This window comes from Massiliimicrobium timonense (assembly GCF_042850985.1).
In the GTDB taxonomy this organism is placed as follows: domain Bacteria; phylum Bacillota_I; class Bacilli_A; order Erysipelotrichales; family Coprobacillaceae; genus Allocoprobacillus.
Genome location: NZ_AP031415.1, coordinates 2,024,385 through 2,040,490 on the forward strand (window position 1 = coordinate 2,024,385; position 16,106 = coordinate 2,040,490).

The 16,106-nt window shown below is 35.2% G+C and carries 15 protein-coding genes; 6 read left to right on the top strand and 9 right to left on the bottom strand.

Annotated elements, in window-relative coordinates:
- Positions 1 to 26: 26 nt before the first annotated feature.
- Together ACGHJ8_RS10530 and ACGHJ8_RS10535 are read right to left on the bottom strand one after the other, a co-directional pair.
- Positions 27 to 488, bottom strand: coding sequence for a GNAT family N-acetyltransferase (locus ACGHJ8_RS10530; RefSeq protein WP_390540279.1), 462 nt, complete (start codon positions 486 to 488; stop codon positions 27 to 29).
- A 115-nt stretch (positions 489 to 603) separates the two neighbouring features.
- The gene (locus tag ACGHJ8_RS10535; RefSeq protein WP_390540281.1) at positions 604 to 2,682 is read right to left on the bottom strand and encodes a glutamine synthetase III; all 2,079 of its coding nucleotides are present in this window, start codon (positions 2,680 to 2,682) and stop codon (positions 604 to 606) included.
- Between the two features lie 166 nt (positions 2,683 to 2,848).
- On the opposite strand from ACGHJ8_RS10535, the gene ACGHJ8_RS10540 reads away from it, so the two are divergent.
- Positions 2,849 to 3,529 (top strand): response regulator transcription factor, encoded by a 681-nt coding sequence (locus tag ACGHJ8_RS10540; RefSeq protein ID WP_205090810.1) that lies wholly within the window; start codon positions 2,849 to 2,851, stop codon positions 3,527 to 3,529.
- Between the two features lie 43 nt (positions 3,530 to 3,572).
- On the opposite strand, the gene ACGHJ8_RS10545 is transcribed toward ACGHJ8_RS10540, so the two are convergent.
- The 7 genes from ACGHJ8_RS10545 to ACGHJ8_RS10575 form a co-directional block, all read right to left on the bottom strand.
- Positions 3,573 to 4,316 (bottom strand): carboxymuconolactone decarboxylase family protein, encoded by a 744-nt coding sequence (locus ACGHJ8_RS10545; protein ID WP_390540283.1) that lies wholly within the window; start codon positions 4,314 to 4,316, stop codon positions 3,573 to 3,575.
- A gap of 331 nt (positions 4,317 to 4,647) precedes the next feature.
- On the bottom strand, positions 4,648 to 5,343 hold the full coding sequence (locus ACGHJ8_RS10550) for a carboxymuconolactone decarboxylase family protein (RefSeq protein WP_390540285.1): 696 nt from the start codon (positions 5,341 to 5,343) through the stop codon (positions 4,648 to 4,650).
- A gap of 30 nt (positions 5,344 to 5,373) precedes the next feature.
- Positions 5,374 to 5,793: an aldo/keto reductase gene (locus ACGHJ8_RS10555; RefSeq protein WP_390540287.1), complete on the bottom strand. Its 420-nt coding sequence runs from the start codon at positions 5,791 to 5,793 to the stop codon at positions 5,374 to 5,376.
- Positions 5,794 to 6,196: 403 nt separating this feature from the next.
- Positions 6,197 to 6,559, bottom strand: coding sequence for a helix-turn-helix domain-containing protein (locus tag ACGHJ8_RS10560; protein ID WP_390540289.1), 363 nt, complete (start codon positions 6,557 to 6,559; stop codon positions 6,197 to 6,199).
- A gap of 231 nt (positions 6,560 to 6,790) precedes the next feature.
- Positions 6,791 to 7,066 (bottom strand): hypothetical protein, encoded by a 276-nt coding sequence (locus ACGHJ8_RS10565; protein ID WP_390540291.1) that lies wholly within the window; start codon positions 7,064 to 7,066, stop codon positions 6,791 to 6,793.
- A 3-nt stretch (positions 7,067 to 7,069) separates the two neighbouring features.
- Positions 7,070 to 7,543 (bottom strand): ABC transporter ATP-binding protein, encoded by a 474-nt coding sequence (locus tag ACGHJ8_RS10570; protein WP_390540293.1) that lies wholly within the window; start codon positions 7,541 to 7,543, stop codon positions 7,070 to 7,072.
- Positions 7,528 to 8,772 carry a hypothetical protein gene (locus tag ACGHJ8_RS10575; protein WP_390540295.1) on the bottom strand — a complete coding sequence of 415 codons (1,245 nt, stop codon included), beginning with the start codon at positions 8,770 to 8,772 and terminating at the stop codon, positions 7,528 to 7,530. The genes ACGHJ8_RS10570 and ACGHJ8_RS10575 overlap by 16 nt, the downstream gene beginning before the upstream one ends.
- Before the next feature lie 636 nt (positions 8,773 to 9,408).
- Here ACGHJ8_RS10575 and ACGHJ8_RS10580 point away from each other — a divergent pair.
- The 5 genes from ACGHJ8_RS10580 (at position 9,409) to ACGHJ8_RS10600 (ending at position 16,037) form a co-directional block, all read left to right on the top strand.
- Positions 9,409 to 12,837 carry a VaFE repeat-containing surface-anchored protein gene (locus ACGHJ8_RS10580; protein WP_390540297.1) on the top strand — a complete coding sequence of 1,143 codons (3,429 nt, stop codon included), beginning with the start codon at positions 9,409 to 9,411 and terminating at the stop codon, positions 12,835 to 12,837.
- A 244-nt stretch (positions 12,838 to 13,081) separates the two neighbouring features.
- Positions 13,082 to 13,396, top strand: a complete 315-nt coding sequence (locus ACGHJ8_RS10585; RefSeq protein WP_005363246.1) for a YdcP family protein — start codon at positions 13,082 to 13,084, stop codon at positions 13,394 to 13,396.
- Positions 13,397 to 13,408: 12 nt separating this feature from the next.
- On the top strand, positions 13,409 to 13,798 hold the full coding sequence (locus ACGHJ8_RS10590; RefSeq protein ID WP_390542441.1) for a YdcP family protein: 390 nt from the start codon (positions 13,409 to 13,411) through the stop codon (positions 13,796 to 13,798).
- 70 nt (positions 13,799 to 13,868) lie between these two features.
- Complete coding sequence (locus tag ACGHJ8_RS10595) at positions 13,869 to 14,573, top strand: hypothetical protein (RefSeq protein ID WP_390540299.1); 705 nt, start codon at positions 13,869 to 13,871, stop codon at positions 14,571 to 14,573.
- Positions 14,574 to 14,633: 60 nt separating this feature from the next.
- Complete coding sequence (locus ACGHJ8_RS10600) at positions 14,634 to 16,037, top strand: FtsK/SpoIIIE domain-containing protein (protein ID WP_390540301.1); 1,404 nt, start codon at positions 14,634 to 14,636, stop codon at positions 16,035 to 16,037.
- Positions 16,038 to 16,106: the final 69 nt, after the last annotated feature.

Consider the following 16,106-nt stretch of genomic DNA (forward strand, 5'->3'; position numbering starts at 1 on the left):
AATTATGCTCTTTATAGCCTTTTTCATTAAAGTTTCTTTTCCATTAAATATCTTCTCATACGTACACCACGTCTTTCAACAATCTGTTCCTGTAAAACAACATAGCCTTGTTTTTCAAAGAATCGCTGTGATGTCACAGAAGCCGCAGTATTCATAAAACCAATGCCTTTTGCTTTGGCATATTTTTCTAATTGTTCAACAATTAAAGAAGCAATTCCTTGATGTAGATAATCCGGATGAACATACAGTCTATCTAAATATCCTGTCTCACCAACATCCCCAAAACCAATAATCTGTGATTCATTTTCTACAACTAATGTATGATTTCGATTCAAAGATGCCTGCCAGCGATAAACATCAGGTTCCTTTGGTGCCCATGCATCCAATTGTTCCAATGTATAATCATTCACACAGACAGTATGAATATTATCATAAAATAATTTTAATACAGCCTCTAAATCACTTTGCTTATATAATCTCGTTTTCATCTACACCACCCCTTCAAAGCTATTTCCATTATAACATACTCTTTGCAAATAAGAAACATTTTCACTTATTTACCCTTTCATTTTGACTACAAAAAAATCAGCACAAGCTGATTTTTTAAATACCAAATAATAAATCCATATATGTTGGCATAGGCCAATATTTTTCATCAACACTGTTTTCAATAGAATCAACAATTTCTCTTAATGTATTCATTGTTGTTAAAACATCATCTCGCCATATTTTTGCAATCTCGAAAATATCATCTTGAACATGTTGTGCTCTTTCAATATGTTTTTCTAAAATCATCATTTGATTTTTCATTTGAGATAACAATGATGAAAGATTTTTAACATCATCAATCACATAATCACAACCGATATTTAATTCTTTCATATGCAAAGATGTTTGTGTTAATTGATTTAGATAAGATAAAGCGGCTGGATAGATTTCATTTCTTGCCATTTTTAAAGCCGTTAAAGCCTCTACCTGAATTGTTTTATTATAGTTTTCAAGCAAGATTTCATAACGTGCCTGAAGTTCAATTTCACTATAAATACCTAAACGTTTAAACATTTGAATGTTCTTTTCATTTTTTAAACATTCCATCGCATCCACTGTGTTTTTACGATTTGGAAGCCCTCTACGTTTCGCTTCTTCTTCCCATTCACGAGAGTAACCATCTCCATTGAAAATAATTCTTTGATGTTGAGATAAGAATGTTTTAATGACTTCCATTGGTTCTTGTCCCTGTTCAATCAAATCAGCCATTTCTTCCATTTCATAAGCCAAAATAGAATTTAAGACAGTATTAGGACCAGCAATGGATTGTGAAGAACCAACTGCTCTAAATTCAAATTTATTACCTGTAAAAGCAAAAGGAGATGTACGATTACGATCTGTATTATCTTTAGAAAAATCAGGAACAACAGAAACGCCTGTCTGGAATCTGGCTTTATCATTATTTTCTAATTCTTCTCCTTCAATAATCGCATGAATCAGTTTATCCAAATCTTCTCCTAAAAACATTGAAATAATCGCTGGTGGTGCTTCGTTCGCTCCTAAACGATGATCATTACCAGCTGTCGCAGTAGACATACGCAATAAATCAGCAAACTCATCAACAGCTTTAATAGTACAAGCAAGAGCAGCTAAAAAAGGCAGATTTTCAATAGGATGAGGACCTGGATTAAATAAGTTCACTCCCGTATTTGTCACAACAGACCAGTTATCATGTTTTCCTGAACCATTGACTCCCGCAAATGGTTTTTCATGAAGCAGACATCTCAGTCCATGTTTTTTAGCAATATCCTGCATCAACAACATCAATAAATGATTATTATCTGTTGTAATATTGACATTACGATAAACACAAGCCACTTCATGTTGTGCTGGTGCAACTTCATTATGCTTTGTTTTTGATGGAATCCCATATTTCCACAATTCATGATCTAATTCTTTCATGAAAGCTGCTACTTTACGTTTTAAACTTCCAAAATAATGATCTTCCAGTTCTTGCCCTTTTGGTGCCATAGCCCCGAATAAAGTTCTTCCTGTCAACTTCAAATCCATACGTTTTTGATAAAATTCATCAGCCACCAAAAAATATTCCTGTTCACTTCCTACTGAAGCATCAACGTGTGTCACACCTTCCATTCCAAGCATTGGTAATAAACGACATGAAGCTTTTGTTAAAGCATCTACTGATTTTAATAAAGGTGTTTTCTTATCAAGGGCTTCTCCTGTATAAGAACAAAATAATGTTGGAATATACAAACTTCCATCTTTTACAAAAGCTGGTGAAGTACAATCCCATGCTGTATAACCACGTGCTTCAAAAGTCGCACGTAATCCCCCACTTGGAAAAGATGAAGCATCTGGTTCCCCTTTTCTTAGTGTTTTTCCACTAAATTCTAAAATAGCTTTATTTCCATCAGGCTCTAAAAAAGCATCATGCTTTTCAGCTGTTAAACCTGTCATAGGCATAAACCAGTGCGTAAAATGAGTCGCTCCATTTTCTACAGCCCATATTTTCATCGCATTCGCAATCACAGTAGCTGTTTCTTTCGCTAATGGCTCACCTTGATCTAATGCTTTATGAAAAGCCTTATATGTTGAATTTGGAATTCTTTCTCTCATCACATCATCACTGAAAGTCAAACATCCATAATTTTCAAGTAACCTATTCATATCCATGAACAATACATCCCCCTTTTTTCAACCATTGTATCAATTTCTTATCATCATGTCTATATAAAATCTTAACACTCATCTATAAATTCAATCAAAATTTCATGAAATATTTTCATATTCTATTGTATTTTTCTTATTTCATATTATACTTATGAGGAGGTGAAATTTTATGTTTGGACAATTTAAGGCTCTTATTATTCACAGTCATCAAGATTTCAATAATCAAATCAAAGACTATTTAGAATCTAAAGACTATATTTGTCAACAAGTCATAACATATAAAGATTTAGAAAATTATTTTGAAAATCAGACTTATGATTGTGTCATCATTGAAGATAATTTTCCACGTATTCGTATTAGAGATTTTTTAGTTCAAATCAAATTACATGGTCAACCCATTGTTATTGTATTAAGTGATGCTCTTGCTCCAGATTATTTAGAATCTTTATTAAATGCAGGAGCTGATGATTACTTAACAGAACCTTTTGCACTCAAAGATTTAGATATTAAAATTCAATCTGTTTATAAAAATGGAATCTTAAAACCTAGACGTATCTATCGTTTCAAAGATATTGTCATGGATACAACAGCTAGAACATGTTCATGTCATGGAAAAGCACTGACACTGACTAAAAATGAATACAAGCTTTTATCTATTTTAATTGCTCACCCATACCAACCTTTTGGTGTGTCCTACCTTTTTGAACAAGTGTGGGGTTCTTCTACATATGAAGATGGGACATCTATTCCAGCCTTAATCAGTAACGTGATTATGAAATTAAGACTAGCTAATAATGACCAGGAATATATTAAACGTTTTGGAAAAGATAGCTATAAAATGGCTTTTTAACAGATAAGTTTTGAGGAGTTCAAAGAAATGAACTCCTCTTTTTTTATGCTAACTCTTTAATGGCTTGAAAAGCATTAAAAATACAAGGAAAACCTAAATAAGGTAAACATTGAATCAATGCACTATAAAGTACTTCTAAAGAATTTCCTACTTTTATATTACCTAATGCATGAGCATAAAGCTGACCAGTTGCATTTAAGGCTGTCAAAATACAAAAAATTAATAATTCTCTTGTTTGGATATCCATTGCTTTTCTTGTATAACAATCTCCAAAACACCATTCTGTTAAAAATCTTGGTAATGCCTCACGAAATTCTTCTGGTAAATATTGATAACGTTCTTTAATTTCATCACCATATAATTCTTTTTGAATCGCAAGTCCACGTTCATATCTTTCATCATCTTTAAAATCACATTGAGGCTCCAATGGCAATTCAATACCTCTTTGTTGAAGCACTTCATTAAAAATACCAATCGCATTCAAAGTTCTTGGATAACCAATAAATGGTGCACATTGATAAAAAGCTTCTCTTAACTCTAAAGGTGTCACCCCCACATTCAATGCAGCTTGAACATGAGCTTTTAATTGTGGTAAAGTCTGTAAAACCGTTAAAACTGTACAAGTTATCATTTCTCTTTGTTGATCTGTTAAACTTCCAATATCAAAGACCTCACCAAAAATCAATCTTTGTAATTGTGCCATAAACTCAGGATCGTGCACATCCACTGTCTGTTCCTTTAAAAATAACTGTTCATACTTTTCTTGACTGCGTTTTATTCGATTCATAAGCTTCACTCCTTCTCATTATTATTAATAATATTATATCATGTTTTATACTCATTTGATGATACTGAATATACATATACCAATAAAGAACTATATGCAAGTAGCTTACATATAATTAAAAATAATATAAATTCAGAAAGTCAAAAACAACTCCATGAACTATCATATGAACATAGTTCACTTTAAAAAGATGCCAATATTATAAATGATATAAGTATTCAAAGTGATTGAACTGAGCCATTCACGGAAAGCCTGTGAGGAAAACGATTAACCACTATATTCAAGCACAAGCCCTACCATCAAAATATCAATGATTATTTTAACATTGACTTTATGATTCGATAGCCTTTTGAATACATGTCATGGCATTCAGACTACGAGGATAACCCATATAAGGCAAACATTGTGAAACAACTTTTCTTAAAAAAGCTTCATCATTTCCTAAGTTCATATTTCCTTTCGCATGAGCAATCAATTGGGGCTCACAACCACCTTGTGCCATCAAAAAACAAAAAGTAATCATCTCACGTTGAGCTAATGTTAAACCAGTACGTGTATAAAAATCACCAAAACAGTTATCAGCTAACCATTGATTGATATGACCATTTTTCCATGCTTCTTTCATATGGTCACCAAAAATGATAGCTTGTGTATCAGCACCTTTTTCTAGACGATTATCCCTTGTTGTCGTTTTTTGTGATGGTAAAGGTAATGCGATGTTTTGTTTTTCTAATTCTTCATTAACAATATTTAAAAATGGTAACATTTTAGCAAAACCTAAATAATCACAAGATTGATAAACAACTTCTTTTACCATAACGGGTGTCAGTCCTACCTGTAATGCCTGTGGTAAAATAAAACGAAAAGCATCCTGTCCCTGACATCCTAATAATGTCGCCAGAATAGCCATATAACGTGTTACATCATCTAATTCCTGTCCTTTTTGATGAATCACTTCATCTCCTGCAAAGTGCTCAAAAATATCCATAAATTCTGGATCTGTTTCATATAATTTCTTTACATCCATTGTCATTTCCTCCTTAAATTTTTTATTCACCTATTGACCATACATGTTTTGTTTGGCATTTTCTAAAGTATTTTGTACCATCACACCAACCAATGCATGAGGTACATAGACTTCTTCTAAATAACAAATATCTTCATCTGTCAATATCAAATCAACAGTTTTGACTGTTCCTTCAACATGATGCAGTTTCGTTGCGACAACAACATCTTCACGATTTGTATAATTTTTTAATGCTCTACCAAGATATTGTTCACTTGTCCCACTTTGATAAGCAATATCTATATCAAAGAAATTGATGCCCATATCTAATGCCTTTTTGACAATTTCTCTTGTATGCTGTTCATCAATTATCCAAGTATGCTGACTATTTTTAACATCACCAAATCCCATACATCCTAAACAAATCCTAGATACTTTTAAATCAGAATTTCCTAGTTGGATATATTCCATAATCATTTTCCTATCTTATAAATTCACTCTTGCAATTATTGATTAATATCCTCTTTTACAATAAGTATTTCATCATAACTGGCAATTTTTCAATAACAGGTGCTCCTGTTTTGAATATCTGATAAGCGAAAACTTTTGATTTATACGTATGTTGACTGACTCATTCAACATAATCTGCTTTTGCTAATATATCTTGACTAGCTCAATTCACCTTTAATGTATGATTTTCTCTAATACACCACAATTGTATAATGTCATTGAATTAAACTGAACATAATATGAGTGTACCCCATAATACCTAAATACCCAAAAGCACATAATGAGGTGCATTATTCACCATTGTTTCTAACATCATTAATGGTGTTAGATATAAGGCTAAAGATTTTCTTACATTTTTCGCATATCAATCACCCATTTTTTGATTTTCTTTTTGAATTTCATATCTTAAATAATCTAATCGTGATATTTGTTTTTCCTTAAAATGCACTTCACTTAAAATGCCATTTCTTTTCTTATTTAACATACCCATACGTTGTTTTTGAGTACCACTTCCATCAGCTAATAATCTCATATACTTTTCAATATCTTCATTTTTAAATCCAATATCATGAAGTGTCATAATAATACTTAAACGTTCAATATCACTATCATCATAATTCCATGTCCCCATTACCTTTTTCACTTCATCACATAATCCCCATTTTTCATACTCTTTAAGTATTTTAATAGGTATATTATATTTCTGACTTGCTTCTTCTATTGTCATATACAAACTCCTTTCTTCAAAAAATAAAGGTATTCCATCTAGGAACACCTTTATTATAAAAAGAGTTATATGCAATGTCTAATACTTATATGTTATTATCAATTATGCCTTTAAAGTATTAATAAAAACATATTGAAGTTCTACGGCTATAATCAACAATCTAATACTCCATTGACATATTTGCATTAAAATAAATATTTATCTGCTTCTAAAAATAGATACATGTATTCTTTATAAAGTAATCCCCATAGAGATTTGAGCAATACGTGAATAATATTCTTCAAAAGAATCTTCACCTCTATATATATGATCTTTGATGATACCATCTTCTACATAATACATTTCCTGTGAATAAGAAGATACTAAACAATCATGTGTGACCATGACAATTGTAATATGATATTTTTTATTAATTCCCGTAAAATATTCCATCAGTTGCTTAGAACGATAACTATCCAAATTTCCTGTTGGCTCATCACAAAAAATGATACTAGGTTGTTCAACCAAAGCTCATGCAATCGCAATTCTTTGTTTTTGTCCACCAGAGCACTCAAAAGGATATTTATCAAGGATATCTTTAATATCTAATTCATCAACTATCTCCTGTATATCTTTTTCTTTGTCTTTAATATTGATTTTGTTTAATCGTAATCCTAAAATAATATTTTCTTTAACATCAAGAAAATCCATTAAGTTAAAGTCTTGAAAAACAAAACCAATCTTTTCTTTCCTAAATTCTGCTTTTTGTTTTTCACTCATTAAATAAGTATCTTGTCCAAGTAAATAAACATGTCCTGATGTTGGTTCATCAATAGTTGATAATATATTAATTAATGTCGTTTTTCCAGAGCCAGATTTTCCCATAATACTGACAAATGACCCTTGTTGAATACTCATAGAAATATTCTTTAATGCGACAACCTTATGAGTCGTTTGAGGATTATATATTTTGGTTAATTCTTTTGTTTCTATGATTGTTTCCATTTTTCAATATATCTCCTTTCTTCATACAATGAAATCATACCTGATATAACAATTGGAAAAACAAATTCCATCATCAATACCATGACTAATAATAATGTGACTTCTTTTCTTAATAAACAAGGAACAAATACCAATGACAAATAAATGATTACCATCATAAATATAAATGTATAAAGAAAAAAGACTTCTTTAAGACAAATATGTTTGATTTCTTGAGGTGTTAATCCTAATTTATATAAATTATCATAATATGATTCCTTATGAACCCTTCTTAATCGAAAACGTGATATCAAAGCACAATCCAATAAAATATTACAAACAATATAAGCAACTTGATATGTTATTAAAAATCTTGGATCCTCTTTATTCACAAGTACTGTAATGACTGTCAGGATGTCTATTAGAAAATAGAAAAATATAAAAAGATTTAATTGTTTTGTTAATAAGATAAACTGTCCGTAAAATATACTTTTAAATCCATCTATATTTTTTTGCATACTACGTTTTTTCAAATAAGGCGGTAAAATTCTTTTAATGACACCATATATACCAATTGCACATAATAGAGAAGGAATCATTTTTCCTTGATTCAGTGGTTCAATAGTTACAAAAATAAGACCTGATATAATCAAAAGGATATATATAACTTCAAAAACAATATTACGCTTATATATCTTAAAAGAAACCGTATCATCACCTTTGATAAGTGATGGAATATAAGATTGATTCACGTACTCAAATTGCATAAATATTAAAACTAAAAATACTGCACCCACAAACCACAACGCTTCTAGAAATGAGTTATAAGAATAATCAAAAATAGATATTTCAATATCCATATAATTATAAATAAAGATATTCATCAAAGGAATGAAAATAAGACTTATAAGCATTGCGAAAATACAAGAAATAATGAGAATAATTACCATTTGTATCATTTGATATCCGACTACTTTTATAGGTTGATATCCAGAAATTCTTAAAAATCCAATAAGCTTAGAATTAATCTTATTATAATACTGGCATGAATAAACAATCAATGATATACAAATCAAACACACTGTTAAAAAAATAAGTGATTTATACAAAAACACCATATCAAAATTACCAGGTTGTGATGGATTTATAAGCTGATTATTAAATACCTGTAAAAGCAAAACAATACATAATATAGATAGAGATAATGTTCCCACTAGATTATAACTCTTTTGTTTTTCTTGCCATAACATTTTTATAGAATGATATATCATAGAACTCACCTATCCTTATAATAATTATATTCTTGATAAGACATCATGTACAGATATATCCAACTTTAAAAAAAATTGTCATAAAAAGAATATGTTTATCACATACAAATAATTATTTATCTCTTTTTTATGTATAATTGCATTGTAGGAAAGAGGAGAATTATATGAAATATCAATTTGAAATGAAAAAAGAGCACCAATCTTTATCTGGAAAAATTATCGTCAGCATAATTAAAAAAAACCGAAAACAAAATGTTTTTCGGTATCTTTTCAATGGCCTCCCTAGTAGGAATCGAACCTACAACTAGTCCTTAGGAGTTCTCTGTGAACTGTGGTAACTGGTAGTTCGATTATCCTTTTAGGAGCGTTTAATACCGTAAATCAAAGCAAAAGTCTTTGTTCATTTTAGAAGCTAATACTCGTAAGTGTACCACCATACACCGCAGAGTGTTAGCAGGCTGTTAGCAAAATGAACCTGTCTACTGCTATGATTCACAAATAACTACATATAAATATAAATCATTTATCACTAGAAATCAAGATACTCGTATGACTTGGACGTTCAGAAATGAGCGTCCTTTTTATATTTCAAAATGAAAGGAGCATTTAATTATTATGAAAAAGATTATAAAACGATTGCTTACAGGTGTACTTACTCTAGCAACCGTATTTACCGCATTACCTGTCACACAGGTTCATGCTGCGGATTCCGTCTATACCACTACGGACGGTAAAGCAGGAACAATCGTCAAGGTTGACAATAGCGGTACAGAGATTAAGAGCTTTGAAGAAAGCATAATGACCGCTGACGGTCAGACTGCCTATTGTGTAGATATTAACACAAATTTCCAATCAGGATATAAGAACCGTATCAATGCAACGGAACGAATGAGTGACGACCAAATATCAGACGTGGCATTAAATCTGGAATACGTCAAACAGTATGCTAAAACACACAGTCTTTCCAGCAAACAAGTCTATCTGTTGGAACAATGCGTTGTCTGGCGTAGATTGAGCGTTCATTTAGGTTGGGGTTACAACAATGTACGAGCTGCCTATGACGAAGTATCAGAAAAAATCCAGTCAGAAGTCTATGAGAACGCAAAGGCTTTCGCTAAAGCGAATAAAGACCGTTACGACTGTGGCGGTTATATTTATGTCGGTGAGGGGCAAGATTTAGGACAGTTCTGGGCGAAGTTGGCTGTCGGTGATGGCAAGATTCAGAAATCGTCCAGTAATACAGCGATTACAAAGTCTAATGACTGCTATTCCTTATCTGGTGCGACTTATACTGTCTATTCTGATAAAGGCTGCACGAAGTCTGTTGCCACACTTACGACAAATGGCAACGGGAATACGGACACTGTGGAACTCCGAGCTTCTACATACTATGTAAAAGAAACCGAAGCTCCAAAGGGATTCCAGTTAGATAAGAACGTCTACACCCTTACGGTCAAGGCTGGTGAAACTACTACATTGAAAGTCAGCGATACACCAAAAGTCGCTGATACTTTGGTTGAGCTTTTCAAGATTGATATGGAAACGGGAAAATCAACCGCACAGGGTAACGCTTCTTTGGAGGGTGCAGAGTTCGTCTGGAAGTATTATGACGGATATTACACAAAAGATAATCTTCCAGCAGAAGCAACACGCACATGGACGACAAAGACAATCGCTGAAAAAGACGGTAATAACGAAGTCCACTACATCACACGTTTAGCTGACGCTTACAAAATATCGGGTGACAGTTTCTACACACAAAACGGTACTATCTGCTTGCCGCTTGGTACTATCACTGTGGAAGAAAAAGCTGCTCCAAACGGGTACTTGTTAGAGGGTGCATATATGCAGACTAACGGAAGTTCAGAACAGATAAAAGGTGTCTATGTGGCACAGATTACAGAAGATGGTGAGCTTGCGGCATTAAGCGGCAGCAACCAGTATTCCGTATCAGACAAGGTGATTCGTGGCGGTGTGAAAATCCAAAAGCGTGACCTTGAAACGAAAGATACAAAACCACAAGGCGGTGCAACATTGAAAGATACTGCCTTTGAAATCATTTCCCTAAATGATAACCCTGTCTTGGTAGATGGCAAGCTATACAACAAAAATGAAGTTGTCAAGACAATCCATACAGGCGTTGACGGTATCGCTGCGACTGCCGCAGACACACTTCCTTACGGTCACTATAAGATTTCGGAATCTAAAAGTCCGACAGGCTACTTGACTACTGGTGCGGCAGACCGTGAGTTTGACATTGTGAATGATGGTGAAATCGTTGACTTAACAGACGAAGCACATTCTGTTTACAATCAGATTATTCGTGGTGATTTGGAGGGTGTGAAAATCGGTGATAGCACTCACAAGCGACTTGCGAATGTTCCGTTCAGGATCACCAGCAAGACGACTGGTGAAAGCCACATCATTGTGACTGACGCAAACGGTCAGTTCTCCACTTCCTCTGAATGGGTATCGCATAAACAGAATACCAACGCTGGTAAATCCAGTGAGGACGGTATCTGGTTCGGTACTTCCACACCAGACGACAGCAAAGGTGCTTTGCTTTATGATACTTACACAATCGAAGAATTACGCTGTGATTCCAACAAAGGAATGACACTGATTCCTGCCTTTGATGTGGTGGTTTCCAGAAATAAGACAGTCATTGACTTAGGCACTTTGACAGACGATTACGAGCCAGAAATCTCTATCCATACTACCGCTGCCGACAAGGTGACAGGTGAAAAATCAATCATTGCCGGTAAGAGCGTGACTATCGTTGATACGGTCACTTTGGACGGATTGAAGAAAGGCACAAAATATCAACTCAAAGGCTGGCAGATGGTGAAATCTGAAAATGCACAGCTTCTTGTTGATGGGAAACCAGTGGAAAGTGATTACTCATTTACTGCAAAGGATTCCAAAATGGAAGTTGAGGTTTCCTATACATTCAACGCCAGTGCTTTAGGTGGCAAAGACCTTGTGACGTTTGAAGAATTATACGACCTTTCCAATCCAGACGAACCTGTCAAGGTGGCTGAACATAAGGACATTGAGGACGACGGGCAGACCGTGACAATCGAAGAACGAGTGATTACGGTTCATACCACAGCTACCGACAAAGCAACAGGTGAAAAGATGATTGTTGCTGGTAAAGACGTGACTGTCCTTGATACGGTCACTTTAGATGGTTTGGAAAAAGGCACAAAATATCAGCTCAAAGGCTGGGAAATGGTGAAGTCTGAAAATGCAGAACTTATCGTCAATGGTGAACGTGTGGAAAACGACCTTGCTTTTACCGCTACTGATACAAAGATGGAAGTTCAGATTGAGTTTACATTCAATGCCAGCGAGCTTGCAGGAAAAGAGCTTGTCACTTTTGAGGAATTATACGACGTAACAAATCCAGACGAACCTACAAAAGTGGCTGAACATAAGGACATTGAGGACGACGGGCAGACTGTGATAATCACAGAGCGTATCATCACTATGCATACAACCGCTGCCGACAAGGCAACAGGGAAAAAGACAATCGAAGCTGGTAAAAATGTGACTATCGTTGATACCGTTACTTTAGATGGTCTTGAAAAAGGTGTGAAATATACCCTTAAAGGCTGGGAAATGGTGAAGTCTGAAAATGCAGAACTTATCGTGAATGGTAAGCGTGTGGAAAATGACCTTACTTTTGCCGCTACCGATACGAAGATGGAAGTTCAGATTGCATTTACATTCATCGCCAGTGAGCTTGCAGGTAAGGAGCTTGTCACTTTTGAGGAATTATACGACGTGACAAATCCAGACGAACCTGTCAAGGTGGCTGAACATAAGGACATCAAGGATAAAGGGCAGACAGTAACAATCACAGAAAAACCAGAATCCCCTACCACACCAGATGAGCCTAGCACACCAACAAGAACAGGCACATCACCAAAGACGGGTGACAATACACCATTTGTCGCATTATTCGCTATGATGGGGATTTCCGCTGCTGGTCTTAGCTTCGCAGGATATAAGAGATTTCGCAGAGTAAAGAAGTCTAAATAATACGGGAGGTCACGGTACATGAAAACGCCCCGTTCACCGCCTTATCATAAGAAAGTCAGTCTGTGGCTGACAGTAAATCGAACTTCTGCTTGATGAACACTTATCTTTCTGAATGGGAATTGTCAAGGGTGCTTTAGCACAACGCAACGCCCTTGATGATTCACAGGCAGACAGATATTATCCAGACAGCAGAATGACACTATCAATTATTAAAAATATAGAAAGAAAAGAGGTAAATACATTTATGGAATTAAAACACGTTATCCCGAACATGGAAAAAACATTCGGAAATTTGGAGTTTGCAGGTGAGAATAAAGTGGAACAGCGTAGGATCAACGGACGTATGACGGTAGTTTCCCGCAGCTTTAACCTTTATTCGGACGTACAGAGGGCAGATGATATTATCGTGGTACTGCCTGCGTCTGCTGGTGAGAAAAATTTTGAATCGGAGGAAAAGGTCAAACTTATCAATCCGAAAATCACCGCAGAGGGTTACAAAATCGGTACAAGAGGATTCACAAACTATATCCTGTCAGCAGACGATATGGTGAAAGCGTAAGGAGGTAGAAAGATTATGAGATTAGCAAACGGAATCATTATTGATAAGGAAAAGACATTCGGAGTATTGAAGTTCTCGGCGTTGCGTCGTGAGGTACATATGCAGAATGAGGACGGTACGGTTTCTGAAGAAATCAAGGAACGTACCTATGACTTGAAGTGTAAGGAACAGGGACGCATGATACAGATAAGTATTCCTGCCACTGTTCCGTTAAAGGAGTTTGACTACAACGCAGAGGTGGAAATCATCAATCCTGTGGCTGATACGGTGGCAACTGCTACCTTTCAAGGGGCAGACGTTGACTGGTACATCAAGGCAGATGATATTGTTTTGAAAAATAAAAACGGTCAGCCGGCAGGAAATCCGCAAAACCATAACCAGCAGCCGCAGAACAAGAAATAATAATTCGATTGATTATAGTAAATGAAAAATGTATAATTATCCATATTACTTATTCAAAAGAGGTGTTTTTATGGAGGAATTTGTTCAATGGTGGAATGTTAATGGTTTTAATGTAGTATCAATCATTCTATCGGGAATAATTTCACTGGTTATTTCTGCTGCATACTATCATAAAGGTAACAGGAATAATCTACAAATGACAATGCTTTTTCCGATTGTACGTTTATTAAATGAATGCTATTCTAAAAAGAACTATGATGTACTAAATGAATTGTCAAAAAATTACTGTAATAGATATTTGACAAAATCAGAAAGAAAAGTTTTGACAAATTTAATATCTGCATATAAAGAAATAAGTACCTACAATACAATTAGTGTAAATGCTGATATTATCATGTCTTACTTTGAATATTTACTAAAATCAAATGAAATTAACCCTAAACCTGCTCCTTTAATAATAGATGGAGAAACGGTTGCCTATGATTATCCACCAGATTGGAATCTTTTGAATAGTAGTCTGGAAAATGTTTTTAAACAATACGAACCAGAAATTGAAGCAACAGAATGTACAGAAGCAATAATATCCATTTTATCTCATTATTGTAAAGAGTATTATACAAGTGAGAAATTACCATATTTTGAGGATTACGATTTGGAAACAGTATTAGATAAGTCCAAAATCACGCAAAAATGGAATGATAAATTTGAATCAATGGAAAAAGCAAAAAAAGAATTTCTGGATTTGAAAATCATTAAGCAACTACAAAGTAAATAGCATTTATAAGCAGTAAATCTATAAGGTTTGCTGCTTTTTTCATGGAAAGGAGGACTTTATATGCCACAATTCAATAAACGTGGGAATCGTATTCGAGCCAGCGACAAATCGCTGGTTTTTCGTTTCTCGACTGGTTCGCTGCTCCTGCTCTTTCTTATGGTAGTAGCATTGCTGAACCTAAAGACACTCCTAACAATGGACTGGAAATCGGTTAGTTTTCTGAAAGATGGCAGCGTCCATTTTTCGGTCACGCCATATATGATAGTGACGGTCATAGTGTCAGCTCTGGTCTGTGCGATTGCTGCCCTTTTATACCAAAGATTCCAGTATGACAGGGTAAAACAGCTCTTTCACCGTCAAAAGCTGGCAAAGATGATACTTGAAAATGGCTGGTATGAATCGGTAACTACACAGGACAGTGGATTTTTTAAGGATTTACCAGCGACCAGCAAAAAAGAGAAAATCACCTATTTCCCAAAGCTGTATTACCGTATGGATAACGGACTATTGTATATCCGTACAGAAATCACGCTGGGGAAATATCAAGACCAGCTCCTACACTTGGAAAAGAAGCTGGAAACAGGCTTGTACTGTGAGCTGGTATCAAAAGAGCTACATGATTCTTATGTGGAGTATGTCTTACTCTATGATACGATTGCAAACCGTATCACCATTGACGAGGTACAAGCTGAAAATGGCAGCCTGCGTCTGATGAAGAATGTCTGGTGGGAGTATGACAAGCTCCCTCATATGCTGATTGCTGGCGGTACTGGTGGCGGTAAAACTTACTTTATCCTCACTATCATTGAAGCTCTGCTCCACTGCAATGCGGTTATGTATGTGTTAGACCCAAAGAACGCTGACCTTGCGGATTTATCTGTTGTCATGCCAGAAGTCTACTACAAAAAGGAAGATATAACCGCCTGTATTGACCGCTTCTATGATGGCATGATGGAACGCTCGGAAAGCATGAAACAGTTAGACGGTTACAAGACAGGTGAAAACTATGCCTATCTTGGTCTTGCTCCGCATTTTCTCATTTTTGATGAATATGTGGCGTTTATGGAAATGCTGACGACAAAGGAAAATACCGCTGTTTTGAATAAGCTCAAACAGATAGTCATGCTCGGACGACAGGCAGGATATTTTCTGATTCTTGCCTGTCAGCGTCCAGACGCAAAATATCTCGGTGACGGAATCCGTGACCAGTTCAACTTCCGTGTTGCATTGGGGCGTATGTCGGAGCTTGGCTATTCCATGATGTTTGGTGAGGTAGACAAGGATTTTTTCTTGAAGCAGATAAAAGGTCGTGGATATGTTGATACGGGAACGAGTGTCATATCAGAGTTTCACACTCCCCTTGTACCAAAAGGACACGATTTCCCAAAAGAGATAGGAAGATTGTCACAAAACAGGCAGGACGGACAGGCGGCGTGTGAAGCGAAAGCCGCAGGTACGGACTAGCCTGTGTTGGTGTGGCTTGCCACACCAACCATTCGCCCCCGTTATCTAACAGGGGGGCACAAATTATCT